Below are 21,947 nucleotides of genomic sequence, written 5' to 3'. Positions count from 1 at the left end.
TTGGCGGCCGACTGGGTCGGTGCCGATAACGAGCTGTAACCACCCGATGCGGTGGAGCAAACCATGGGGTTTGCACGATTTTCTGGCTGCTCCCGTCGGGAGGGGCCAAACAAGCAGGTGACCAAGCTGGGGAACGCTGATGGCTTACTCATATACTGAGAAAAAACGTATCCGCAAGGACTTTAGCAAGTTGCCGGACGTCATGGATGTGCCGTACCTCCTGGCCATCCAGCTGGATTCGTATCGTGAATTCTTGCAAGCGGGAGCGACTAAAGATCAGTTCCGCGACGTGGGCCTGCATGCGGCCTTCAAATCCGTTTTCCCGATCATCAGCTACTCCGGCAATGCTGCGCTGGAGTACGTCGGTTATCGCCTGGGCGAACCGGCATTTGATGTCAAAGAATGCGTATTGCGCGGTGTAACTTATGCCGTACCTTTGCGGGTAAAAGTGCGCCTGATCATTTTCGACAAAGAATCGTCGAACAAAGCGATCAAGGACATTAAAGAGCAAGAAGTCTACATGGGTGAAATTCCCCTGATGACTGAGAACGGTACCTTCGTAATCAACGGTACCGAGCGTGTAATCGTTTCCCAGTTGCACCGTTCCCCGGGCGTGTTCTTCGACCACGACCGTGGCAAGACGCACAGCTCCGGTAAACTGCTGTACTCCGCGCGCATCATTCCTTACCGCGGTTCGTGGTTGGACTTCGAGTTCGATCCGAAAGACTGCGTGTTCGTACGTATTGACCGTCGTCGCAAGCTGCCTGCATCGGTGTTGCTGCGCGCGCTCGGCTATACCACTGAAGAAGTGCTGGACGCGTTCTACACCACCAACGTCTTCCACGTGCAGGGTGAAAACCTCAACCTGGAACTGGTACCTCATCGCCTGCGCGGCGAAATTGCTGTCCTGGATATCCTGGATGACAAAGGCAAGGTTATTGTCGAGCAAGGTCGTCGTATTACTGCTCGCCACATCAACCAGCTGGAAAAGGCAGGGATCAAAGAGCTGCAAGTGCCTCTGGACTACGTCCTGGGTCGCACTACAGCCAAGGTCATCGTGCACCCGGCAACCGGCGAAATCCTGGCAGAGTGCAACACCGAGCTGAACACCGAGATCCTGGCGAAAATCGCCAAGTCCCAGGTTGTTCGCATCGAGACTCTGTACACCAACGATATCGACTGCGGTCCGTTCGTCTCCGACACTCTGAAGATCGACTCCACCAGCAACCAATTGGAAGCGCTGGTCGAGATCTATCGCATGATGCGTCCAGGCGAGCCGCCAACCAAAGACGCTGCCGAGACTCTGTTCAATAACCTGTTCTTCAGCCCTGAGCGCTATGACCTGTCTGCGGTCGGCCGGATGAAGTTCAACCGTCGTATCGGTCGTACCGAGATCGAAGGTTCGGGTGTGTTGTGCAAAGAAGACATCGTCGCGGTACTGAAGACTCTGGTCGACATCCGTAACGGTAAAGGCATCGTCGATGACATCGACCACCTGGGTAACCGTCGTGTCCGCTGCGTAGGCGAAATGGCTGAAAACCAGTTCCGCGTTGGCCTGGTACGTGTTGAGCGTGCGGTCAAAGAGCGTCTGTCGATGGCTGAAAGCGAAGGCCTGATGCCGCAAGACCTGATCAACGCCAAGCCTGTGGCTGCGGCGGTGAAAGAGTTCTTCGGTTCCAGCCAGCTTTCCCAGTTCATGGACCAGAACAACCCGCTGTCCGAGATCACCCACAAGCGTCGTGTGTCTGCACTCGGCCCTGGCGGTTTGACTCGTGAGCGTGCTGGCTTTGAAGTTCGTGACGTACACCCGACTCACTACGGTCGTGTATGCCCAATTGAAACGCCGGAAGGTCCGAACATCGGCCTGATCAACTCCCTGGCCGCTTATGCGCGCACCAACCAGTATGGCTTCCTCGAGAGCCCGTACCGTGTGGTGAAAGACGCTCTGGTCACCGACGAGATCGTGTTCCTGTCCGCCATCGAAGAAGCTGATCACGTGATCGCTCAGGCTTCGGCCACGATGAACGACAAGAAAATGCTGATCGACGAACTGGTAGCTGTTCGTCACTTGAACGAGTTCACCGTCAAGGCGCCGGAAGACGTCACCTTGATGGACGTATCGCCGAAGCAGGTAGTTTCGGTTGCAGCGTCGCTGATCCCGTTCCTCGAGCACGATGACGCCAACCGTGCGTTGATGGGTTCGAACATGCAGCGTCAAGCTGTACCAACCCTGCGCGCTGACAAGCCGTTGGTCGGTACCGGCATGGAGCGTAACGTAGCCCGTGACTCCGGCGTTTGCGTCGTGGCTCGTCGTGGCGGCGTGATCGACTCCGTTGATGCCAGCCGTATCGTGGTTCGTGTTGCTGATGACGAAGTTGAAACCGGTGAAGCCGGTGTCGACATCTACAACCTGACCAAATACACCCGCTCCAACCAGAACACCTGCATTAACCAGCGTCCGCTGGTGCGTAAAGGTGATCGGGTTCAGCGCAGCGACATCATGGCTGACGGCCCGTCCACCGACATGGGTGAACTGGCGCTGGGTCAGAACATGCGCATCGCGTTCATGGCCTGGAACGGTTACAACTTCGAAGACTCCATCTGCCTGTCGGAGCGAGTTGTTCAAGAAGATCGCTTTACCACGATCCACATTCAGGAACTGACCTGTGTGGCACGTGACACCAAGCTTGGGCCAGAGGAAATCACTGCAGACATCCCGAACGTGGGTGAAGCTGCACTGAACAAGCTGGACGAAGCCGGTATCGTTTACGTAGGTGCTGAAGTTGGCGCAGGCGACATCCTGGTGGGTAAGGTCACTCCGAAAGGCGAGACCCAACTGACTCCGGAAGAGAAGCTGTTGCGTGCCATCTTCGGTGAAAAAGCCAGCGACGTTAAAGACACCTCCCTGCGCGTGCCTACCGGCACCAAGGGTACCGTCATCGACGTACAGGTCTTCACCCGTGACGGCGTTGAGCGTGATGCTCGTGCACTGTCCATCGAGAAGACTCAGCTCGACGAGATCCGCAAGGACCTGAACGAAGAGTTCCGTATCGTTGAAGGCGCAACTTTCGAACGTCTGCGTTCCGCTCTGGTCGGCCACAAGGCCGAAGGCGGCGCCGGCCTGAAGAAAGGTCAGGACATCACCGACGAAGTTCTCGACGGTCTTGAGCATGGTCAGTGGTTCAAACTGCGCATGACTGAAGATGCTCTGAACGAGCAGCTCGAGAAGGCCCAGGCCTACATCGTTGATCGTCGCCGTCTGCTGGACGACAAGTTCGAAGACAAGAAGCGCAAACTGCAGCAGGGCGATGACCTGGCTCCAGGCGTGCTGAAAATCGTCAAGGTTTACCTGGCAATCCGTCGCCGCATCCAGCCGGGCGACAAGATGGCCGGTCGTCACGGTAACAAAGGTGTGGTCTCCGTGATCATGCCGGTTGAAGACATGCCGCACGATGCCAATGGCACCCCGGTCGACGTCGTCCTCAACCCGTTGGGCGTACCTTCGCGTATGAACGTTGGTCAGATCCTTGAAACCCACCTCGGCCTCGCGGCTAAAGGTCTGGGCGAGAAGATCAACCGGATGATCGAAGAGCAGCGCAAAGTCGCCGAGCTTCGTAAATTCCTCGACGAGATCTACAACCAGATCGGCGGTCGTAACGAAGATCTGGATAGCTTCTCCGACCAGGAAATCCTGGATCTGGCGAAGAACCTGCGTGGCGGCGTTCCAATGGCCACTCCAGTGTTCGACGGCGCCAAGGAAAGCGAAATCAAGGCCATGCTGAAACTGGCTGACCTGCCAGAAAGCGGCCAGATGCAGCTGACCGACGGCCGTACCGGCAACAAGTTCGAGCGCCCGGTTACTGTTGGCTACATGTACATGCTGAAGCTGAACCACTTGGTAGACGACAAGATGCACGCTCGTTCTACCGGTTCGTACAGCCTGGTTACCCAGCAGCCGCTGGGTGGTAAGGCACAGTTCGGTGGTCAGCGTTTCGGGGAGATGGAGGTCTGGGCACTGGAAGCATACGGTGCCGCTTACACTCTGCAGGAAATGCTCACAGTGAAGTCGGACGATGTGAACGGCCGGACCAAGATGTACAAAAACATCGTGGATGGCGATCACCGTATGGAGCCGGGCATGCCCGAGTCTTTCAACGTGTTGATCAAGGAAATTCGTTCCCTCGGCATCGATATCGATCTGGAAACCGAATAACACGTGACGCGAATCGAGAGCGGGGCAGGATTGCCCGCTCTCTGCTCCGCCAGGAGGAAAGGCCTTGAAAGACCTACTGAATTTGCTGAAAAACCAGGGTCAAGTCGAAGAGTTCGACGCCATCCGTATTGGATTGGCATCGCCTGAGATGATCCGTTCGTGGTCGTTCGGTGAAGTTAAAAAGCCGGAAACCATCAACTACCGTACGTTCAAACCTGAGCGTGACGGCCTGTTCTGCGCCAAGATCTTTGGCCCGGTAAAGGATTACGAGTGCCTGTGCGGTAAGTACAAGCGCTTGAAGCACCGCGGTGTGATCTGCGAGAAGTGCGGCGTTGAAGTCGCGCTGGCTAAAGTTCGTCGTGAGCGCATGGCGCACATTGAACTGGCTTCGCCGGTTGCCCACATCTGGTTCCTGAAATCGCTGCCGTCGCGTATCGGCTTGCTGATGGACATGACCCTGCGTGATATCGAACGCGTTCTCTACTTCGAGAGCTATGTCGTTATCGACCCGGGCATGACCACCCTTGAAAAAGGTCAGCTGCTGAACGACGAGCAGTACTTCGAAGCGCTGGAAGAGTTCGGCGACGATTTCGATGCCCGCATGGGTGCCGAAGCTGTCCGTGAACTGCTGCACGCTATCGACCTGGAGCACGAGATTGGCCGTCTGCGCGAAGAAATTCCGCAAACCAACTCCGAAACCAAAATCAAGAAGCTGTCCAAGCGTCTGAAGTTGATGGAAGCCTTCCAGGGTTCCGGCAACCTTCCAGAATGGATGGTGCTGACCGTTCTGCCGGTTCTGCCGCCAGATCTGCGTCCACTGGTCCCGCTGGATGGCGGTCGCTTCGCGACTTCCGACCTCAACGATCTGTATCGTCGAGTGATCAACCGTAACAACCGCTTGAAGCGTTTGCTCGATCTGTCCGCTCCGGACATCATCGTGCGCAACGAAAAGCGTATGTTGCAGGAAGCCGTCGATGCACTGCTCGATAACGGTCGTCGTGGCCGCGCTATCACCGGTTCCAACAAGCGTCCTCTGAAATCCTTGGCTGACATGATCAAGGGTAAGCAAGGTCGTTTCCGTCAGAACTTGCTCGGTAAGCGTGTTGACTACTCCGGTCGTTCGGTAATTACCGTAGGTCCGACCCTGCGTCTGCACCAGTGCGGTCTGCCGAAGAAAATGGCTCTCGAGCTGTTCAAGCCGTTCATTTTCGGCAAGCTGGAAATGCGTGGTCTCGCTACCACCATTAAAGCCGCCAAGAAAATGGTTGAGCGCGAGCTGCCAGAGGTTTGGGACGTTCTCGCTGAAGTGATCCGTGAACACCCGGTTCTCCTCAACCGTGCACCAACTCTTCACCGTCTGGGTATCCAGGCGTTTGAACCGGTACTGATCGAAGGTAAGGCTATCCAGCTGCACCCGTTGGTCTGTGCTGCGTACAACGCCGACTTCGACGGCGACCAAATGGCCGTGCACGTACCGCTGACACTGGAAGCCCAGTTGGAAGCGCGTGCGTTGATGATGTCGACCAACAACATTCTGTCGCCAGCCAACGGTGAGCCAATCATCGTTCCGTCGCAGGACGTTGTATTGGGTCTGTACTACATGACTCGTGAAGCGATCAACGCCAAGGGCGAAGGTCGTGTGTTCGCGGATCTGCAAGAAGTTGACCGTGTGTTCCGTGCCGGCGAAGCCGCACTGCACGCTAAAGTCAAAGTGCGGATCCACGAAACCGTCAACGATCGTGATGGTGGCAGCGTCAAGAACACCCGTATCGTCGACACCACTGTTGGCCGTGCGCTGTTGTTCCAGGTTGTTCCACCTGGCCTGTCGTACGACGTCGTCAACCAGCCGATGAAGAAAAAAGCGATCTCCAAGCTGATCAACCAGTGCTACCGCGTGGTTGGTTTGAAAGAGACCGTGATCTTCGCTGACCAGTTGATGTACACCGGTTTTGCCTATTCGACCATTTCCGGCGTTTCCATCGGTGTTAACGACTTCGTTATCCCGGATGAAAAAGCCCGCATCATCAATGCTGCCACTGATGAAGTGAAAGAGATCGAAAGTCAGTACGCCTCCGGCCTGGTAACCCAGGGCGAGAAGTACAACAAAGTGATCGACCTTTGGTCCAAGGCGAACGACGAAGTTTCCAAGGCGATGATGGCCAACCTCTCGAAAGAGAAAGTCATCGACCGTCATGGCGTCGAAGTCGACCAAGAGTCCTTCAACTCGATGTACATGATGGCCGACTCGGGCGCACGGGGTTCTGCTGCGCAGATCCGTCAGCTCGCCGGTATGCGTGGCCTGATGGCCAAGCCGGACGGTTCCATCATCGAAACGCCGATTACCGCGAACTTCCGTGAAGGTTTGAGCGTACTTCAGTACTTCATCTCTACTCACGGTGCTCGTAAAGGTTTGGCGGATACCGCGTTGAAAACTGCGAACTCCGGTTACCTGACTCGTCGTCTGGTAGACGTGGCGCAGGATCTGGTCGTGACCGAGATCGATTGCGGCACCGAACATGGTCTGGTAATGACTCCGCACATTGAAGGCGGTGACGTTGTTGAGCCATTGGGTGAGCGCGTATTGGGTCGTGTCATTGCCCGTGACGTATTCAAGCCAGGTAGCGAAGAAATCATCGTTCCTGCCGGTACGCTGGTAGACGAGAAGTGGGTCGAGTTCATCGAGCTGAACAGCATCGATGAAGTGATTGTGCGTTCGCCGATCAGCTGCGAAACCCGCTACGGCATTTGCGCCAAGTGCTACGGCCGTGACTTGGCTCGTGGTCACCAGGTGAACATCGGTGAAGCGGTCGGCGTTATCGCTGCCCAGTCCATCGGTGAGCCGGGTACCCAGCTGACCATGCGTACGTTCCACATCGGTGGTGCGGCTAGCCGGACCTCCGCAGCTGACAGCGTTCAGGTGAAGAATGGCGGTACTGTCCGTCTGCACAACCTGAAACACGTTGAGCGAGTGGATGGTTGTCTGGTTGCTGTGTCCCGTTCCGGTGAGCTGGCAATCGCTGATGACTTCGGTCGTGAGCGCGAGCGTTACAAGCTGCCGTACGGTGCTGTGATTTCGGTTAAAGAAGGTGACAAGGTCGACGCTGGCGCAATCGTGGCCAAGTGGGATCCGCACACTCACCCAATCGTTACCGAAATGAAAGGTACCGTGACCTACGTAGGCATGGAAGAAGGCATCACGATCAAGCGTCAGACTGACGAATTGACCGGTATGACCAACATTGAAGTACTCGACGCCAAAGACCGTCCAGCTGCCGGTAAAGACATTCGTCCTGCCGTTAAGATGGTCGGTGTCGATGGCAAGGATCTGCTGCTGCCAGGTACCGACGTACCGGCTCAGTACTTCCTGCCGGCTAACGCCCTGGTCGGTGTAGCGGATGGTGTGCAGGTTGCGATCGGTGATGTTATCGCCCGTATCCCGCAAGAAACTTCGAAAACTCGCGACATCACCGGTGGTCTGCCGCGTGTTGCCGACTTGTTCGAAGCTCGTCGTCCGAAAGAAGCCTCGATTCTGGCTGAAGTCAGCGGCACCATCGCGTTCGGTAAAGAGACTAAGGGCAAGCGCCGTCTGGTCATTACCCCGAACGACGGTACCGATCCGTACGAAGAGCTGATTCCGAAGTGGCGTCACCTGAACGTCTTCGAAGGCGAACAGGTAAACCGCGGCGAAGTTATCTCCGACGGCCCGAGCGATCCACACGACATCCTGCGTCTGCTGGGTGTGAGTGCGCTGGCCAAGTACATCGTGAACGAGATCCAGGACGTTTATCGTCTGCAAGGCGTGAAGATCAACGATAAGCACATCGAGACCATCCTGCGTCAGATGCTGCGTAAAGTTGAAATCGCTGAATCCGGCGATTCCACTTTCATCAAGGGCGACCAGATGGAATTGACTCACGTTCTGGTAGAGAACGAGCGTCTGGCGGGCGACGAGAAATTCGTTTCCAAGTTCACTCGCGTGCTGTTGGGTATCACCAAGGCGTCGTTGTCCACCGAATCGTTCATCTCGGCGGCTTCCTTCCAGGAAACCACTCGTGTACTGACCGAAGCGGCGGTAACCGGCAAGCGCGATTACCTGCGCGGCCTGAAAGAAAACGTGGTCGTGGGTCGTCTGATCCCGGCTGGTACGGGTCTGGCTTATCACAGCGAGCGTAAACGCCGCCGTGAAGCTGACAAACCGTTGCGCGTAAGCGCCAGTGAAGTGGAAGCTGCACTGACCGAAGCATTGAACTCGAGCGGTAACTGAGTTCTGCAGTAAATAAGCGTGGGGCCCTGGCAGCCCCGCTCATCGAATCGAGACAATTTGTCGAGGTTGGATGAGCGGGGAGGTCGGGGCCTTGCCTTGACTGGGGACAAGATCCTCTTTAGACTCTTGTACCCCTAAATTTGGCGGGAATTCGTTCCTGCCATTTTGCTTTTCTTGCAAGACAATAGCGTCGCAAGACAACAGTGGAGCTAGTAGATGGCAACTATCAACCAGCTGGTACGTCAGCCGCGTAAGCGTATCGTCGAGAAATCCGACGTACCTGCGCTGCAGAACTGCCCGCAACGTCGTGGCGTATGCACCCGTGTGTATACCACCACGCCGAAAAAACCTAACTCGGCACTGCGTAAAGTATGCCGTGTGCGCCTGACCAACGGTTTCGAGGTTTCCTCGTACATCGGCGGTGAAGGCCACAACCTGCAAGAGCACAGCGTGGTACTGATCCGCGGCGGTCGTGTAAAAGACTTGCCAGGTGTTCGTTACCACACCGTACGCGGTTCTTTGGATACTTCCGGCGTTAAAGGTCGTAACCAGGGTCGTTCGAAGTACGGTACCAAGAAGCCTAAGTAGTAGTGGCTTTTTGTAAAAACTGATTTTTTATTTTTCTGAGTCGATAAGAGTAAGGTCGGAGGCGTCCCGAAAGGGCACCGATTCCGAGCGAACCTGAAGACCGTTTGAGGGCTTATCCATGCCAAGAAGACGCGTAGCAGCCAAGCGCGAAGTGCTTGACGATCCAAAATACGGAAGCCAAATCCTGGCCAAGTTCATGAACCACGTGATGGAAAGCGGCAAGAAAGCCGTTGCCGAGCGTATCGTTTATGGCGCGCTGGAAAAGGTTAAAGAGCGTAAGAACAGCGATCCCCTGGAAATCTTCGAGAAAGCTCTCGACGCCATCGCTCCGCTGGTCGAAGTGAAGTCGCGCCGTGTAGGCGGTGCTACTTACCAGGTTCCGGTCGAAGTTCGCCCGTCCCGTCGTAACGCCCTGGCAATGCGCTGGTTGGTAGACTTCGCCCGCAAGCGCGGCGAGAAGTCTATGGCTCTGCGCTTGGCTGGCGAGCTGTTGGATGCTGCTGAAGGTAAAGGTGCTGCAGTTAAGAAGCGTGAAGACGTGCACCGTATGGCTGAAGCCAACAAGGCTTTCTCGCACTACCGCTTCTAATTTTAGCGTCACTAATTTTGCGAGGGCTTTATGGCTCGTACTACACCGATTAACCGCTACCGTAACATTGGTATCGTTGCTCACGTGGATGCTGGTAAAACCACCACCACCGAGCGCGTCCTTTTTTACACCGGCAAAAGCCACAAGATGGGCGAGGTGCATGACGGCGCCGCGACCACGGACTGGATGGTGCAGGAGCAGGAGCGTGGTATTACCATTACTTCTGCTGCTATTACCACCTTCTGGCAGGGTTCCGAGAAGCAATACGCTGACAAGTACCGCTTCAACGTCATCGATACCCCAGGCCACGTTGACTTCACTATTGAAGTTGAGCGTTCCCTGCGTGTACTCGACGGCGCTGTCGTTGTGTTCTGCGGCACCTCGGGCGTTGAGCCTCAGTCGGAAACCGTATGGCGTCAAGCCAACAAGTACGGCGTTCCACGTCTTGTTTACGTAAACAAGATGGACCGTGCTGGTGCGAACTTCCTGCGCGTGATCGGTCAGATCAAGCAGCGTCTGGGTCACACCCCGGTGCCAATCCAGTTGGCAATCGGTTCCGAAGACAACTTCCAGGGTCAGATCGATCTGATCAACATGGAAGCTGTTTACTGGAACGATGCTGACAAGGGCACTGTTCCGCGTCGCGAAGCTATCCCTGCAGAATTGCAGGAATTGGCTGAAGAGTGGCGTGACAACATGGTTCAGGCTGCAGCCGAAGCCAGCGAAGAGCTGATGGACAAGTACCTGGAAGGTGAAGAAATCACCATCCCGGAAATCAAGGCCGCTCTGCGTCAGCGTACTATCGCTGGTGAGATCGTCTTGGCTGTCTGCGGTTCGTCTTTCAAGAACAAGGGTGTTCCCCTGGTTCTCGATGCTGTTATCGACTTCCTGCCGGCCCCAGTCGACATTCCTGCCATCAAGGGTACTGACCCGGATGACGAGACTATCGAATTGGAGCGTCATGCAGACGACAGCGAGCCGTTCTCGGCTCTGGCGTTCAAGATCGCTACTGACCCATTCGTGGGTACCTTGACCTTCGTTCGAGTTTACTCGGGCGTGTTGAGCTCCGGCGACGGCGTGATCAACTCGGTTAAAGGCAAGAAAGAGCGCGTGGGTCGTATGGTGCAAATGCACGCAAACGCCCGTGAAGAAATCAAGGAAGTGCGCGCTGGCGACATCGCGGCCTTGATCGGCATGAAGGACGTCACCACTGGTGAAACTTTGTGCACCGCTGACAAGCCAATCATCCTGGTTCGCATGGACTTCCCGGAGCCGGTTATCTCGGTTGCCGTTGAGCCTAAAACCAAGGATGACCAGGAAAAAATGGGTATCGCTCTGGGCAAACTTGCTCAGGAAGATCCATCTTTCCGCGTCAAAACTGATGAAGAGACTGGTCAAACGATCATCTCCGGTATGGGCGAGTTGCACCTGGACATCCTGGTTGACCGGATGCGCCGTGAGTTCAACGTCGAAGCCAACATCGGTAAGCCTCAGGTTTCCTATCGTGAGCGCATCACGAAGAACTGTGAAATCGAAGGTAAGTTCGTTCGCCAATCCGGCGGTCGTGGTCAGTTCGGCCACTGCTGGATTCGTTTTGCTCCTGCTGACGAAGGTCAGGAAGGTCTGCAATTCGTGAACGAAGTGGTAGGTGGTGTGGTTCCTAAGGAATACATCCCGGCTATCCAGAAGGGTATCGAAGAGCAGATGAAGAACGGCGTTGTTGCCGGCTATCCGCTGATCGGCCTGAAGGCTACCGTGTTTGATGGTTCCTACCACGACGTCGACTCCAACGAGATGGCGTTTAAGGTGGCTGCTTCCATGGCGACCAAGCAACTGGCCCAGAAGGGCGGTGGTGAGTTGCTTGAGCCGATCATGGCGGTAGAGGTTGTTACGCCTGAAGACTATATGGGTGACGTGATGGGCGACCTTAACCGTCGTCGCGGCATGATCCTGGGTATGGAAGACACGGTTTCCGGCAAAGTGATTCGCGCCGAGGTTCCGTTGGGTGAGATGTTCGGTTACGCAACCGACGTTCGTTCCATGTCCCAAGGTCGCGCAAGCTACTCTATGGAATTCAAAAAATACAATACAGCTCCGTCGCATATCGTCGAAACTGTTACCAAAAAACAAGGCTGATTCAGCCCCTTTAGGCTAGGAGTTAATTGTCGTGGCTAAAGAAAAATTTGACCGTACCCTCCCGCACGTCAACGTTGGCACCATCGGTCACGTCGACCACGGTAAAACCACGCTGACCGCTGCTCTGACTCGCGTCTGCTCCGAAGTTTTCGGTTCGGCTGTTGTTGCTTTCGATAAAATCGACAGCGCTCCAGAAGAAAAGGCTCGTGGTATCACCATCAACACCGCACACGTTGAATACAACTCGTTGATCCGTCACTACGCTCACGTTGACTGCCCAGGTCACGCTGACTATGTGAAGAACATGATCACCGGTGCTGCTCAGATGGACGGCGCTATCCTGGTTTGCTCGGCCGCTGATGGTCCGATGCCACAAACTCGTGAGCACATCCTGCTGTCCCGTCAGGTTGGCGTTCCGTACATCGTTGTCTTCCTGAACAAGGCTGACATGGTTGACGACGCTGAGCTGCTGGAACTGGTTGAGATGGAAGTGCGCGATCTGCTGAGCACTTACGACTTCCCAGGTGACGACACTCCGATCATCATCGGTTCGGCTCTGATGGCTCTGAACGGCCAAGACGACAACGAAATGGGCACCACTGCCGTTCGTAAACTGGTTGAGACTCTGGACAGCTACATTCCAGATCCGGTCCGTGTTATCGACAAGCCGTTCCTGATGCCAATCGAAGACGTATTCTCGATCTCCGGTCGCGGTACTGTTGTAACTGGTCGTATCGAGCGCGGTATCGTCAAGGTTCAGGATCCACTGGAAATCGTTGGTCTGCGTGACACTACCGTCACCACCTGCACCGGTGTTGAAATGTTCCGTAAGCTGCTCGACGAAGGTCGTGCTGGCGAGAACTGCGGCGTGCTGCTGCGCGGCACCAAGCGTGACGACGTTGAGCGTGGCCAGGTTCTGGTCAAGCCAGGTTCGGTTAAGCCGCACACTACCTTCGAAGCTGAAGTGTACGTGTTGAGCAAAGAAGAAGGCGGTCGCCACACTCCTTTCTTCAAAGGCTACCGTCCACAGTTCTACTTCCGGACCACTGACGTGACCGGTAACTGCGAACTGCCGGAAGGCGTTGAAATGGTAATGCCAGGCGACAACATCAAAATGGTTGTCACCCTGATCAAAACCATCGCAATGGAAGATGGTCTGCGTTTCGCTATTCGTGAAGGCGGTCGTACCGTCGGCGCTGGCGTCGTAGCCAAAATCATCGCTTAATAAGTGATGACTTGAAAAAGCCCCCGCCTAGCGGGGGCTTTTTTATTGGGTTGACACTGTAGTAGCCCGTCTATAGAATTGCGCCTCCTTTTAACGGGCGTATTGCGCTCGCTGGGAATAGCAGCCGGAGTCTGAAATCCAATGCAAAATCAGCAAATCCGTATCAGGTTGAAGGCTTTTGACCATCGCCTGATCGACCAATCCACCCAGGAAATCGTGGAAACCGCGAAACGTACTGGTGCTCAAGTGCGTGGTCCAATTCCACTGCCTACCCGTAAAGAGCGGTTCACCGTTCTGGTCTCCCCGCACGTCAACAAAGACGCGCGTGACCAGTACGAGATCCGTACTCATAAGCGCGTTCTGGACATCGTCCAGCCAACGGATAAAACCGTTGATGCTCTTATGAAGCTTGATCTTGCGGCCGGTGTGGAAGTGCAGATCAGCCTCGGCTAAGACTCGGTCTTAGTCGTGTAACGCTCTGAAATGGGCGGCCATAGCGGGTGAAAGCCCCGTACACTCATGAGGTTTACAACATGACTATTGGTGTAGTCGGTCGTAAATGCGGTATGACCCGTATTTTCACCGAAGAAGGTGTCTCCATTCCGGTCACGGTCATTGAGATCGAACCGAATCGCGTCACCCAGTTCAAAACTGAAGAGACCGATGGCTATCGTGCAGTGCAAGTCACTGTAGGCGAGCGTCGTGCTTCGCGTGTTACAGCTGCTCAAGCTGGCCACTTCGCTAAAGCGAACGTTGCCGCTGGTCGTACCGTAATGGAATTCCGCCTTGAAGAAGGCGAGTACCAGGCCGGCGATCTGATCAACGCTGAAATCTTCGCTGCTGGTCAACTGGTTGATGTAACCGGTCAGTCCAAGGGTAAAGGCTTCCAGGGTACGATCAAGCGTTGGAACTTCCGCGGGCAAGATAATACCCACGGTAACTCCGTGTCCCACCGCGTTCCAGGCTCTATCGGCCAGTGCCAGACTCCTGGTCGTGTATTCAAGGGCAAAAAAATGTCCGGTCATATGGGCGCTGAGCGCGTGACCGTGCAGTCCCTGGAAGTAGTGCGCGTGGACGCTGAACGCAATCTGTTGTTGGTCAAGGGTGCTGTTCCTGGCGCTACTGGCGGCAACTTGGTTGTACGTCCAGCAGCCAAGGCTCGCGGTTAAGGGGAAGCTGACATGCAATTAAATGTAAATGACGCTCAAGCGATCGAAGTTTCCGAACTGACATTTGGCGGCGAATTCAACGAGACGCTGGTTCACCAAGCAGTCGTGGCCTACATGGCCGGCGGCCGTCAAGGTAGCAAGCAGCAAAAGACCCGTTCCGACGTTCGTGGTGGCGGTAAGCGCCCTTGGCGTCAGAAAGGTACTGGCCGTGCTCGTGCCGGTACTATCCGTAGCCCAATCTGGCGCGGCGGCGGTACCACTTTCGCAGCTCGTCCTCAGGATCACACCCAAAAGCTGAACAAGAAGATGTATCGCGCAGCAATGCGTTCCATCCTTGCTGAGCTGGTGCGTACTGATCGTCTGGTCGTGGTTCAGGACTTCGCTGTTGATGCACCGAAGACCAAAGATCTGCTGAACAAGCTGACTGGCATGGGCCTGACTGACGTCTTGATCGTGTCTGAAGTAGTTGATCAGAACCTGTACCTGGCTGCTCGTAACCTGCCACACGTTGATGTACGTGACGTTCAGGGTTCCGATCCAGTTAGTCTGATCGCATACGACAAGGTGTTGATCACCGTGTCGGCCGTGAAGAAATTCGAGGAGCTGCTGGGATGAACCAGGAACGCGTATTTAAAGTTCTGCTTGGCCCGCACGTTTCCGAAAAGGCTACGGTTCTGGCTGACAAGAAAGGCCAGTTCGTTTTCAAGGTTGCAACTGACGCAACCAAGCTGGAAATCAAGAAGGCCGTCGAAAGCCTGTTCAGCGTGAAAGTAGAGCGTGTTACTACCCTGAATGTTCTGGGTAAGAGCAAGCGCACTGCTCGCGGTCTGGGCAAGCGTAATGACTGGAAGAAGGCAGTTATCTCCCTTCAGCCAGGCCAAGATCTCGATTTCAGCAGCAGTGCTGAGTAAGGAAGGGGTGCATCATGGCAATCGTTAAATGCAAACCGACTTCCCCTGGCCGCCGTTTTGTGGTCAAGGTGGTCAACCAGGAGCTGCATAAAGGCGCTCCTCACGCACCGCTGCTCGAGAAAAAATCGAAGACTGGTGGTCGTAACAACAATGGTCGTATTACCACTCGTCACATCGGTGGTGGCCATAAGCAGCATTATCGTCTGGTCGATTTCCGTCGCAACGACAAAGATGGCATCGCTGCCACTGTCGAGCGTATCGAATACGATCCAAACCGTACTGCTCACATCGCTCTGCTGCTGTACGCAGATGGCGAGCGTCGCTACATCATCGCCCCTAAAGGCGTGAGTGCTGGCGACCAGCTGATCGCAGGTGCTTTGGCACCGATCAAGCCGGGCAACGCTCTGCAACTGCGTAACATTCCAGTTGGTAGCACCGTACACGGCATCGAATTGAAGCCAGGTAAAGGCGCGCAAATCGCTCGTTCCGCTGGTGCTTCGGCTCAGCTGATCGCTCGTGAAGGTGTCTACGTGACCCTGCGTCTGCGTTCTGGTGAGATGCGTAAAGTGCTGGCTGAATGCCGCGCGACCCTGGGTGAAGTCTCGAACTCCGAGCACAGCCTGCGTTCGCTGGGTAAAGCTGGTGCCAAACGCTGGCGTGGCGTTCGCCCAACCGTTCGTGGTGTTGCCATGAACCCGGTTGACCACCCACATGGTGGTGGTGAAGGTCGTACCTCTGGTGGTCGTCATCCGGTATCGCCATGGGGCTTCCCGACTAAGGGCGCGAAGACTCGTGGTAATAAGCGTACCGACAAAATGATCGTCCGTCGTCGCAAGTAAATAGAGGGATACGACAGTGCCACGTTCTCTGAAAAAAGGTCCTTTTATTGATCTTCACCTACTGAAGAAGATCGAAGTGGCGGCGGAAAAGAACGATCGCAAACCAGTTAAGACCTGGTCGCGCCGTTCTATGATCCTGCCACAAATGGTCGGTTTGACCATTGCTGTGCATAACGGTCGTCAACATGTTCCAGTTCTCGTGAACGAAGACATGGTCGGCCACAAACTAGGCGAGTTTGCCGGTACCCGCACATATCGTGGGCACGTGGCAGACAAGAAAGCCAAGCGTTAAGGGGTAAGGAACGATGGAAGTAGCCGCTAAGTTGTCGGGCGCTCGAATCTCCGCCCAGAAAGCCCGCTTGGTCGCCGACCAGATCCGCGGGAAGAAGGTGGGCGAAGCGCTCAACCTGTTGGCTTTCAGCAGTAAGAAAGCCGCCGAGATCATGAAGAAAGTGCTGGAGTCGGCCGTAGCCAACGCCGAGCATAACGAAGGCGCAGACGTTGATGACCTTAAAGTCAGCACCGTTTTCGTCAACGAAGGGCGTTCGCTGAAGCGAATCATGCCACGTGCCAAAGGCCGTGCTGATCGCATCGTCAAGCGGTCTTGCCATATCACTGTCAAGGTTGCTGACAAGTAACGGAGTCGAAGAGATGGGTCAGAAAGTACATCCCATTGGCATTCGCCTGGGAATCGTCAAGGAGCACACCTCCGTCTGGTACGCAGACGGTCGGACTTATGCGGACTATTTGTTCGCTGATCTGAAGGTGCGTGAGTATCTCCAAGACAAACTAAAAAGCGCGTCCGTAAGCCGTATCGATATCCATCGTCCGGCTCAAACAGCACGTATCACCATCCACACCGCTCGTCCAGGTATCGTTATCGGGAAGAAAGGTGAAGATGTTGAGAAACTGCGTCAGGACCTGACCAAGCAAATGGGTGTGCCTGTGCACATCAATATCGAAGAAATCCGCAAGCCGGAACTCGACGGTATGTTGGTTGCGCAGAGCGTAGCTCAGCAGCTGGAGCGTCGCGTAATGTTCCGTCGCGCTATGAAGCGCGCTGTACAGAACGCCATGCGCATTGGTGCCAAAGGCATCAAAATCCAAGTGAGCGGTCGTCTCGGCGGTGCTGAAATCGCACGTACTGAATGGTATCGCGAAGGTCGTGTGCCACTGCACACCCTGCGTGCCGACATCGACTATGCCAACTACGAAGCTCACACCACTTATGGTGTGATCGGTGTAAAGGTTTGGATCTTCAAAGGCGAAGTAATTGGTGGTCGCCAAGAAGAACTGAAACCACAAGCACCAGCGCCTCGTAAAAAAGCTGCTAAGTAAGGGGTACGCCAAATGTTGCAACCAAAGCGTACGAAGTTCCGCAAGCAGATGACTGGCCACAACCGTGGCTTGGCTCAGCGCGGTAGCAAAGTCAGCTTCGGCGAATATGCGCTGAAGTCTGTAGCTCGTGGTCGTCTCACCGCTCGTCAGATCGAGTCAGCGCGTCGTGCACTGACCCGTCACGTTAAACGTGGCGGCAAGATCTGGATCCGTGTATTCCCGGACAAGCCTATTTCCAAAAAGCCACTCGAAGTTCGGATGGGTAAAGGTAAAGGTAGCGTGGAATACTGGGTTGCCCAGATTCAGCCAGGCAAAGTCCTGTATGAAATCGAGGGTGTTACTGAAGAGCTGGCGCGTGAGGCTTTTGCCCTGGCTGCTGCAAAGCTGCCGCTCGCCACCGCCTTTGTTAAACGGACGGTGATGTGATGAAAGCGAATGAACTTCGTGAAAAAGACGCGCCGCAGCTTAACGAGCAACTGCTCGGCCTGCTGCGCGACCAGTTCAATCTGCGCATGCAGAAAGCAACTGGCCAGTTGGGGCAGTCTCACCTGCTCCGGCAAGTTAAGCGTGACATCGCTCGCGTGAAGACTGTGCTCAAACAGCAGGCAGGTAAGTAATCATGGCTGAAGCCGAAAAAACCGTCCGTACGCTGACTGGCCGTGTTGTCAGCGACAAAATGGACAAGACCATCACCGTTCTGATCGAGCGTCGCGTAAAGCACCCGATCTACGGTAAATACGTTAAGCGTTCGACTAAGCTGCACGCGCACGACGAAACCAATCAGTGCCACATCGGCGACAAAGTCACTATTCGTGAAACTCGTCCGCTGGCCAAGACCAAGTCTTGGGCATTGGTTGATGTTCTCGAACGCGCTGTGGAAGTCTAAGGACTAGGGGTCGGAGAAATTATATGATTCAGACTCAATCCATGCTCGATGTGGCCGATAACAGCGGCGCTCGCCGCGTTATGTGCATCAAGGTGCTGGGTGGCTCCCATCGTCGTTACGCTGGTATCGGTGACATCATCAAAGTTACCGTGAAGGAAGCAATTCCTCGCGGTAAAGTGAAAAAAGGCCAAGTGATGACTGCTGTTGTAGTCCGCACTCGTCACGGCGTACGTCGTGCTGATGGCTCCATTATCCGCTTTGATGGCAACGCTGCTGTTCTTCTGAACAACAAGCAAGAGCCGATCGGCACCCGTATCTTTGGGCCAGTGACCCGTGAACTTCGTACTGAGAAGTTCATGAAGATCGTCTCGCTCGCCCCAGAAGTGCTGTAAGGAGATCCGACATGCAAAAGATTCGTCGTGACGACGAGATCATCGTGATCGCCGGCAAAGACAAAGGTAAGCGCGGTAAGGTGCTTAAGGTTCTCGCTAATAACCGTCTGGTTATTGGTGGTCTGAACCTGGTTAAGCGTCATACCAAGCCTAACCCGATGTCGGGCGTACAAGGCGGTATCGTCGAAAAAGAAGCTCCACTGGACGCTTCTAACGTCGCCATTTTCAACGGCGAAACCAACAAAGCTGATCGCGTTGGTTTCAAAGTAGAAGACGGCAAGAAAATTCGTGTCTTCAAGTCGACCCAAAAAGCGGTTGATGCTTGAACACTGCTAGGTAGAAGACCATGGCACGACTAAAAGAGATTTACTGGAAGGAAATCGCACCGAAGCTTAAGGAAGAACTTAAGCTTTCGAACGTGATGGAAGTTCCACGCGTAACAAAAATCACCCTGAACATGGGTCTGGGCGAAGCCGTCGGTGACAAGAAAGTCATCGAGCACGCTGTTGCCGACCTGGAAAAGATCACCGGTCAGAAAGTTGTTGTGACTTACGCTCGGAAATCCATCGCTGGCTTTAAAGTCCGTGAAGGTTGGCCGATCGGCGTCAAAGTGACTCTGCGCCGTGAGCGTATGTACGAATTCCTGGATCGTCTGCTGTCGATCTCCCTGCCTCGGGTTCGCGACTTCCGCGGCCTGAATGCCAAGTCCTTCGATGGTCGTGGTAACTACAGCATGGGCGTTAAAGAGCAGATCATCTTCCCGGAAATCGACTACGACAAGATCGATGCTCTCCGCGGTCTGGACATTACCCTGACCACCACTGCCAAGAACGATGATGAAGGTCGCGCGCTGCTGCGTGCTTTCAAATTCCCGTTCCGCAACTGATTGGAGTAGGAAAATGGCCAAGATGAGCATGAAAAACCGCGAGCTGAAGCGTCAGCTCACGGTTGCCAAGTACGCCAAAAAGCGTGCAGCACTGAAAGCTATCATCGTTGATCTGAACGCAAGTCCAGAAGCGCGTTGGGAAGCTACAGTAGCTCTGCAGAAGCAGCCACGTGACGCAAGCGCTTCGCGCATGCGTAACCGCTGCCGCCTGACCGGTCGTCCACACGGCGTTTACCGCAAGTTCGGCCTTGGCCGTAACAAATTGCGTGAAGCTGCAATGCGTGGTGACGTACCTGGTCTGGTTAAAGCCAGCTGGTAAGCACTGTCAAAGTCTCGGTGCTCGGGATCGCAAGATCCTGACCATCGGTGACCTTGAACTTGAATCAAGCCCCTTTTGGGGCTTGATTCATTTGTGGGGTGTGTCTAGAATACCCGGCTCGCCTGAGCCCGTGCTTTTTCCGCACGGATGAGCTCGGCGACAAGTAGTAGCCGCAAGGCTAATTTTTTTGTATTAGGAGCGTCTAGCCCATGAGTATGCAGGACCCGTTAGCGGACATGCTAACTCGAATCCGTAATGCCCAGATGGCTGAAAAGTCCGTCGTAAGCATGCCATCTTCTACTTTGAAGGTAGCTGTTGCCAAAGTCCTGAAGGACGAAGGTTACATTGCGGGTTATCAGATCAGCAGCGAAATCAAACCACTGCTGTCCATCGAGCTGAAGTACTTCGAAGGCCGTCCGGTCATCGAGGAAGTGAAGCGCGTTAGCCGTCCAGGCCTGCGTCAGTACAAGTCCGTCGATGATCTGCCAAAAGTTCGTGGCGGTCTCGGTGTGTCTATCGTCTCCACCAACAAAGGTGTGATGACGGATCGTGCTGCGCGCGCTGCCGGTGTCGGCGGCGAAGTTCTTTGCACTGTGTTCTAAGGGGGGATAAGCATGTCACGCGTCGCTAAGAACCCCGTTAAGCTGCCAGCCGGTGTCGAAGTAAAATTCGCAGGCCAACAGCTTTCGGTGAAGGGTGCCAAGGGCACTCTCGAACTGAACATCCATTCGTCCGTTGAGATCGTTGAAGAAGCTGGTGAGCTGCGTTTCGCTGCTCGCAATGGCGATCAACAAACTCGCGCAATGGCTGGTACCACTCGTGCGTTGGTAAACAACATGGTCCAAGGCGTAAGCCAAGGCTTCGAGCGCAAGCTCCAGCTGGTCGGTGTTGGTTACAAAGCGCAAGCAAAAGGCACAGTGCTGAACCTGGCTCTTGGCTTCTCGCACCCAGTGGATTATGAACTGCCGGAAGGCATCACCGCTGAGACTCCTAGCCAGACCGATATCCTGATCAAGGGCATCGATAAGCAGCTGGTAGGTCAAGTGGCCGCCGAGATCCGCGACTTCCGTCCACCAGAGCCGTACAAAGGCAAAGGTGTGCGCTACGCGGACGAAGTCGTCCGTCGTAAAGAAGCCAAGAAGAAGTAGGGCATAGCAAATGACCGACAAAAAAGTTACTCGACTGCGTCGCGCTCGCAAAGCACGCCTGAAAATGCACGAACTCGAAGTCGTGCGTCTCTGCGTGTTCCGCTCGTCGCAGCACATCTACGCCCAGGTCATTTCGGCCGACGGCAACAAAGTCCTGGCATCTGCCTCGACTTTGGATAAAGAACTGCGTGATGGCGCCACTGGCAACATCGACGCGGCCACTAAGGTTGGCCAGCTGGTCGCTACGCGTGCTAAAGCCGCTGGCGTCTCGCAGGTGGCTTTCGACCGCTCTGGCTTCAAGTACCACGGTCGCGTCAAGGCGCTGGCTGATGCTGCTCGTGAAGCTGGGCTGGAGTTCTAAGTTATGTCAAATAACGACCAAAAGCGCGACGAAGGCTACATTGAGAAGCTGGTTCAAGTTAACCGCGTAGCCAAAACCGTAAAAGGCGGCCGTATCTTCACTTTCACCGCGTTGACCGTGGTTGGTGATGGTAAAGGGCGTGTTGGCTTCGGCCGTGGCAAGTCACGTGAAGTGCCTGCTGCGATCCAGAAGGCAATGGAAGCTGCTCGTCGCAACATGATCCAAGTTGATCTGAACGGCACCACTCTGCAGTACGCAATGAAGTCCGGTCACGGCGCTTCGAAGGTGTACATGCAGCCTGCTTCTGAAGGTACCGGTATCATCGCTGGCGGCGCTATGCGTGCTGTCCTCGAAGTTGCTGGCGTTCAGAACGTTCTGGCCAAGTGCTACGGCTCGACTAACCCGGTAAACGTGGTTCACGCCACTTTTAAAGGTTTGAAGGCTATGCAGTCTCCTGAATCCATTGCCGCCAAGCGTGGCAAAAGCGTCAAGGAGATCTTCTGATCATGGCTACCGTTAAAGTTACGCTGATCAAAAGCATGACCGGCCGCATCCCTAACCACAAACTGTGCGTTAAGGGTCTGGGTCTGCGTCGCATCGGTCACACTGTAGAAGTACTTGATACTCCCGAGAATCGCGGGATGATCAACAAGGCTTACTACATGCTGCGTGTCGAGGGTTAA

Annotated in this window: 26 protein-coding genes; all 26 read left to right on the top strand. The window is 54.9% G+C overall.

Annotation, left to right across the window (positions count from 1 at the left end; all coding sequences use genetic code 11):
- Positions 1 to 139: 139 nt before the first annotated feature.
- The 26 genes from rpoB (at position 140) to rpmD (ending at position 21,947) form a co-directional block, all read left to right on the top strand.
- The gene (rpoB, locus tag ACA071_RS28440; protein WP_497642083.1) at positions 140 to 4,213 is read left to right on the top strand and encodes a DNA-directed RNA polymerase subunit beta; all 4,074 of its coding nucleotides are present in this window, start codon (positions 140 to 142) and stop codon (positions 4,211 to 4,213) included.
- Positions 4,214 to 4,277: 64 nt separating this feature from the next.
- Positions 4,278 to 8,477 (top strand): DNA-directed RNA polymerase subunit beta', encoded by a 4,200-nt coding sequence (rpoC, locus tag ACA071_RS28435; RefSeq protein WP_497642082.1) that lies wholly within the window; start codon positions 4,278 to 4,280, stop codon positions 8,475 to 8,477.
- A 216-nt stretch (positions 8,478 to 8,693) separates the two neighbouring features.
- Entirely contained in the window at positions 8,694 to 9,065 is a 372-nt protein-coding gene (gene rpsL, locus ACA071_RS28430; protein WP_002555494.1) for a 30S ribosomal protein S12, read from the top strand.
- A 118-nt stretch (positions 9,066 to 9,183) separates the two neighbouring features.
- A complete protein-coding gene (gene rpsG, locus ACA071_RS28425; protein WP_002555493.1) occupies positions 9,184 to 9,654 on the top strand; it encodes a 30S ribosomal protein S7 in 471 nt (156 codons plus the stop codon).
- Between the two features lie 30 nt (positions 9,655 to 9,684).
- Positions 9,685 to 11,790 carry an elongation factor G gene (gene fusA, locus ACA071_RS28420; protein WP_497642081.1) on the top strand — a complete coding sequence of 702 codons (2,106 nt, stop codon included), beginning with the start codon at positions 9,685 to 9,687 and terminating at the stop codon, positions 11,788 to 11,790.
- A 31-nt stretch (positions 11,791 to 11,821) separates the two neighbouring features.
- The gene (gene tuf, locus ACA071_RS28415; protein WP_008145495.1) at positions 11,822 to 13,015 is read left to right on the top strand and encodes an elongation factor Tu; all 1,194 of its coding nucleotides are present in this window, start codon (positions 11,822 to 11,824) and stop codon (positions 13,013 to 13,015) included.
- A 141-nt stretch (positions 13,016 to 13,156) separates the two neighbouring features.
- Positions 13,157 to 13,468, top strand: a complete 312-nt coding sequence (rpsJ, locus tag ACA071_RS28410) for a 30S ribosomal protein S10 (RefSeq protein ID WP_003186070.1) — start codon at positions 13,157 to 13,159, stop codon at positions 13,466 to 13,468.
- Between the two features lie 80 nt (positions 13,469 to 13,548).
- Positions 13,549 to 14,184 carry a 50S ribosomal protein L3 gene (rplC, locus tag ACA071_RS28405; RefSeq protein ID WP_003186059.1) on the top strand — a complete coding sequence of 212 codons (636 nt, stop codon included), beginning with the start codon at positions 13,549 to 13,551 and terminating at the stop codon, positions 14,182 to 14,184.
- Between the two features lie 12 nt (positions 14,185 to 14,196).
- Positions 14,197 to 14,799, top strand: a complete 603-nt coding sequence (gene rplD, locus ACA071_RS28400) for a 50S ribosomal protein L4 (protein ID WP_007896707.1) — start codon at positions 14,197 to 14,199, stop codon at positions 14,797 to 14,799.
- The gene (rplW, locus tag ACA071_RS28395) at positions 14,796 to 15,095 is read left to right on the top strand and encodes a 50S ribosomal protein L23 (RefSeq protein WP_002555488.1); all 300 of its coding nucleotides are present in this window, start codon (positions 14,796 to 14,798) and stop codon (positions 15,093 to 15,095) included. The genes rplD and rplW overlap by 4 nt, the downstream gene beginning before the upstream one ends.
- 14 nt (positions 15,096 to 15,109) lie before the next feature.
- Complete coding sequence (rplB, locus tag ACA071_RS28390; protein ID WP_003210080.1) at positions 15,110 to 15,934, top strand: 50S ribosomal protein L2; 825 nt, start codon at positions 15,110 to 15,112, stop codon at positions 15,932 to 15,934.
- Between the two features lie 16 nt (positions 15,935 to 15,950).
- A complete protein-coding gene (gene rpsS, locus ACA071_RS28385; protein WP_002555486.1) occupies positions 15,951 to 16,226 on the top strand; it encodes a 30S ribosomal protein S19 in 276 nt (91 codons plus the stop codon).
- Between the two features lie 13 nt (positions 16,227 to 16,239).
- The gene (gene rplV / locus ACA071_RS28380; protein ID WP_003103908.1) at positions 16,240 to 16,572 is read left to right on the top strand and encodes a 50S ribosomal protein L22; all 333 of its coding nucleotides are present in this window, start codon (positions 16,240 to 16,242) and stop codon (positions 16,570 to 16,572) included.
- 13 nt (positions 16,573 to 16,585) lie between these two features.
- Positions 16,586 to 17,272: a 30S ribosomal protein S3 gene (gene rpsC / locus ACA071_RS28375; RefSeq protein ID WP_003176422.1), complete on the top strand. Its 687-nt coding sequence runs from the start codon at positions 16,586 to 16,588 to the stop codon at positions 17,270 to 17,272.
- Between the two features lie 12 nt (positions 17,273 to 17,284).
- Positions 17,285 to 17,698: a 50S ribosomal protein L16 gene (rplP, locus tag ACA071_RS28370; RefSeq protein ID WP_045057467.1), complete on the top strand. Its 414-nt coding sequence runs from the start codon at positions 17,285 to 17,287 to the stop codon at positions 17,696 to 17,698.
- On the top strand, positions 17,698 to 17,889 hold the full coding sequence (gene rpmC / locus ACA071_RS28365; RefSeq protein WP_008030901.1) for a 50S ribosomal protein L29: 192 nt from the start codon (positions 17,698 to 17,700) through the stop codon (positions 17,887 to 17,889). The genes rplP and rpmC overlap by 1 nt, the downstream gene beginning before the upstream one ends.
- Before the next feature lie 2 nt (positions 17,890 to 17,891).
- Positions 17,892 to 18,158 (top strand): 30S ribosomal protein S17, encoded by a 267-nt coding sequence (gene rpsQ / locus ACA071_RS28360; RefSeq protein WP_003176419.1) that lies wholly within the window; start codon positions 17,892 to 17,894, stop codon positions 18,156 to 18,158.
- A gap of 23 nt (positions 18,159 to 18,181) precedes the next feature.
- On the top strand, positions 18,182 to 18,550 hold the full coding sequence (gene rplN, locus ACA071_RS28355; RefSeq protein WP_002555479.1) for a 50S ribosomal protein L14: 369 nt from the start codon (positions 18,182 to 18,184) through the stop codon (positions 18,548 to 18,550).
- Between the two features lie 11 nt (positions 18,551 to 18,561).
- Complete coding sequence (gene rplX / locus ACA071_RS28350; RefSeq protein ID WP_003176416.1) at positions 18,562 to 18,876, top strand: 50S ribosomal protein L24; 315 nt, start codon at positions 18,562 to 18,564, stop codon at positions 18,874 to 18,876.
- A 20-nt stretch (positions 18,877 to 18,896) separates the two neighbouring features.
- Positions 18,897 to 19,436: a 50S ribosomal protein L5 gene (rplE, locus tag ACA071_RS28345; RefSeq protein WP_003176415.1), complete on the top strand. Its 540-nt coding sequence runs from the start codon at positions 18,897 to 18,899 to the stop codon at positions 19,434 to 19,436.
- A 13-nt stretch (positions 19,437 to 19,449) separates the two neighbouring features.
- Positions 19,450 to 19,755 (top strand): 30S ribosomal protein S14, encoded by a 306-nt coding sequence (rpsN, locus tag ACA071_RS28340; RefSeq protein WP_003176414.1) that lies wholly within the window; start codon positions 19,450 to 19,452, stop codon positions 19,753 to 19,755.
- A 209-nt stretch (positions 19,756 to 19,964) separates the two neighbouring features.
- Positions 19,965 to 20,357 (top strand): 30S ribosomal protein S8, encoded by a 393-nt coding sequence (gene rpsH / locus ACA071_RS28335; RefSeq protein WP_003186040.1) that lies wholly within the window; start codon positions 19,965 to 19,967, stop codon positions 20,355 to 20,357.
- Positions 20,358 to 20,369: 12 nt separating this feature from the next.
- A complete protein-coding gene (gene rplF / locus ACA071_RS28330) occupies positions 20,370 to 20,903 on the top strand; it encodes a 50S ribosomal protein L6 (RefSeq protein ID WP_003176412.1) in 534 nt (177 codons plus the stop codon).
- A 10-nt stretch (positions 20,904 to 20,913) separates the two neighbouring features.
- On the top strand, positions 20,914 to 21,264 hold the full coding sequence (rplR, locus tag ACA071_RS28325) for a 50S ribosomal protein L18 (RefSeq protein WP_003186037.1): 351 nt from the start codon (positions 20,914 to 20,916) through the stop codon (positions 21,262 to 21,264).
- Between the two features lie 3 nt (positions 21,265 to 21,267).
- Complete coding sequence (gene rpsE / locus ACA071_RS28320; protein ID WP_007943782.1) at positions 21,268 to 21,768, top strand: 30S ribosomal protein S5; 501 nt, start codon at positions 21,268 to 21,270, stop codon at positions 21,766 to 21,768.
- Positions 21,769 to 21,770: 2 nt separating this feature from the next.
- Positions 21,771 to 21,947, top strand: coding sequence for a 50S ribosomal protein L30 (rpmD, locus tag ACA071_RS28315; protein ID WP_003186033.1), 177 nt, complete (start codon positions 21,771 to 21,773; stop codon positions 21,945 to 21,947).

The sequence above is a fragment of the Pseudomonas sp. LBUM1646 genome (assembly GCF_059716165.1).
This window is presented reverse-complemented; position numbering and strand designations above follow the sequence as displayed.

Bases quoted from the DNA above. Each gene is read 5' to 3' on its own strand.
- rpmC (WP_008030901.1), top strand. From the start codon at position 17,698: ATGAAAGCGAATGAACTTCGTGAAAAAGACGCGCCGCAGCTTAACGAG.
- rplX (WP_003176416.1), top strand. From the start codon at position 18,562: ATGCAAAAGATTCGTCGTGACGACGAGATCATCGTGATCGCCGGCAAA.
- rpoB (WP_497642083.1), top strand. From the start codon at position 140: ATGGCTTACTCATATACTGAGAAAAAACGTATCCGCAAGGACTTTAGC.
- rpmD (WP_003186033.1), top strand. From the start codon at position 21,771: ATGGCTACCGTTAAAGTTACGCTGATCAAAAGCATGACCGGCCGCATC.
- rplB (WP_003210080.1), top strand. From the start codon at position 15,110: ATGGCAATCGTTAAATGCAAACCGACTTCCCCTGGCCGCCGTTTTGTG.
- rplD (WP_007896707.1), top strand. From the start codon at position 14,197: ATGCAATTAAATGTAAATGACGCTCAAGCGATCGAAGTTTCCGAACTG.
- rplV (WP_003103908.1), top strand. From the start codon at position 16,240: ATGGAAGTAGCCGCTAAGTTGTCGGGCGCTCGAATCTCCGCCCAGAAA.
- rpsJ (WP_003186070.1), top strand. From the start codon at position 13,157: ATGCAAAATCAGCAAATCCGTATCAGGTTGAAGGCTTTTGACCATCGC.
- rpsG (WP_002555493.1), top strand. From the start codon at position 9,184: ATGCCAAGAAGACGCGTAGCAGCCAAGCGCGAAGTGCTTGACGATCCA.
- rpsQ (WP_003176419.1), top strand. From the start codon at position 17,892: ATGGCTGAAGCCGAAAAAACCGTCCGTACGCTGACTGGCCGTGTTGTC.
- rplC (WP_003186059.1), top strand. From the start codon at position 13,549: ATGACTATTGGTGTAGTCGGTCGTAAATGCGGTATGACCCGTATTTTC.
- rplE (WP_003176415.1), top strand. From the start codon at position 18,897: ATGGCACGACTAAAAGAGATTTACTGGAAGGAAATCGCACCGAAGCTT.
- rpsN (WP_003176414.1), top strand. From the start codon at position 19,450: ATGGCCAAGATGAGCATGAAAAACCGCGAGCTGAAGCGTCAGCTCACG.
- fusA (WP_497642081.1), top strand. From the start codon at position 9,685: ATGGCTCGTACTACACCGATTAACCGCTACCGTAACATTGGTATCGTT.
- rpsL (WP_002555494.1), top strand. From the start codon at position 8,694: ATGGCAACTATCAACCAGCTGGTACGTCAGCCGCGTAAGCGTATCGTC.
- rpsE (WP_007943782.1), top strand. From the start codon at position 21,268: ATGTCAAATAACGACCAAAAGCGCGACGAAGGCTACATTGAGAAGCTG.
- rplP (WP_045057467.1), top strand. From the start codon at position 17,285: ATGTTGCAACCAAAGCGTACGAAGTTCCGCAAGCAGATGACTGGCCAC.
- rplN (WP_002555479.1), top strand. From the start codon at position 18,182: ATGATTCAGACTCAATCCATGCTCGATGTGGCCGATAACAGCGGCGCT.
- rpsH (WP_003186040.1), top strand. From the start codon at position 19,965: ATGAGTATGCAGGACCCGTTAGCGGACATGCTAACTCGAATCCGTAAT.
- rplF (WP_003176412.1), top strand. From the start codon at position 20,370: ATGTCACGCGTCGCTAAGAACCCCGTTAAGCTGCCAGCCGGTGTCGAA.
- rplR (WP_003186037.1), top strand. From the start codon at position 20,914: ATGACCGACAAAAAAGTTACTCGACTGCGTCGCGCTCGCAAAGCACGC.
- rpsC (WP_003176422.1), top strand. From the start codon at position 16,586: ATGGGTCAGAAAGTACATCCCATTGGCATTCGCCTGGGAATCGTCAAG.
- rplW (WP_002555488.1), top strand. From the start codon at position 14,796: ATGAACCAGGAACGCGTATTTAAAGTTCTGCTTGGCCCGCACGTTTCC.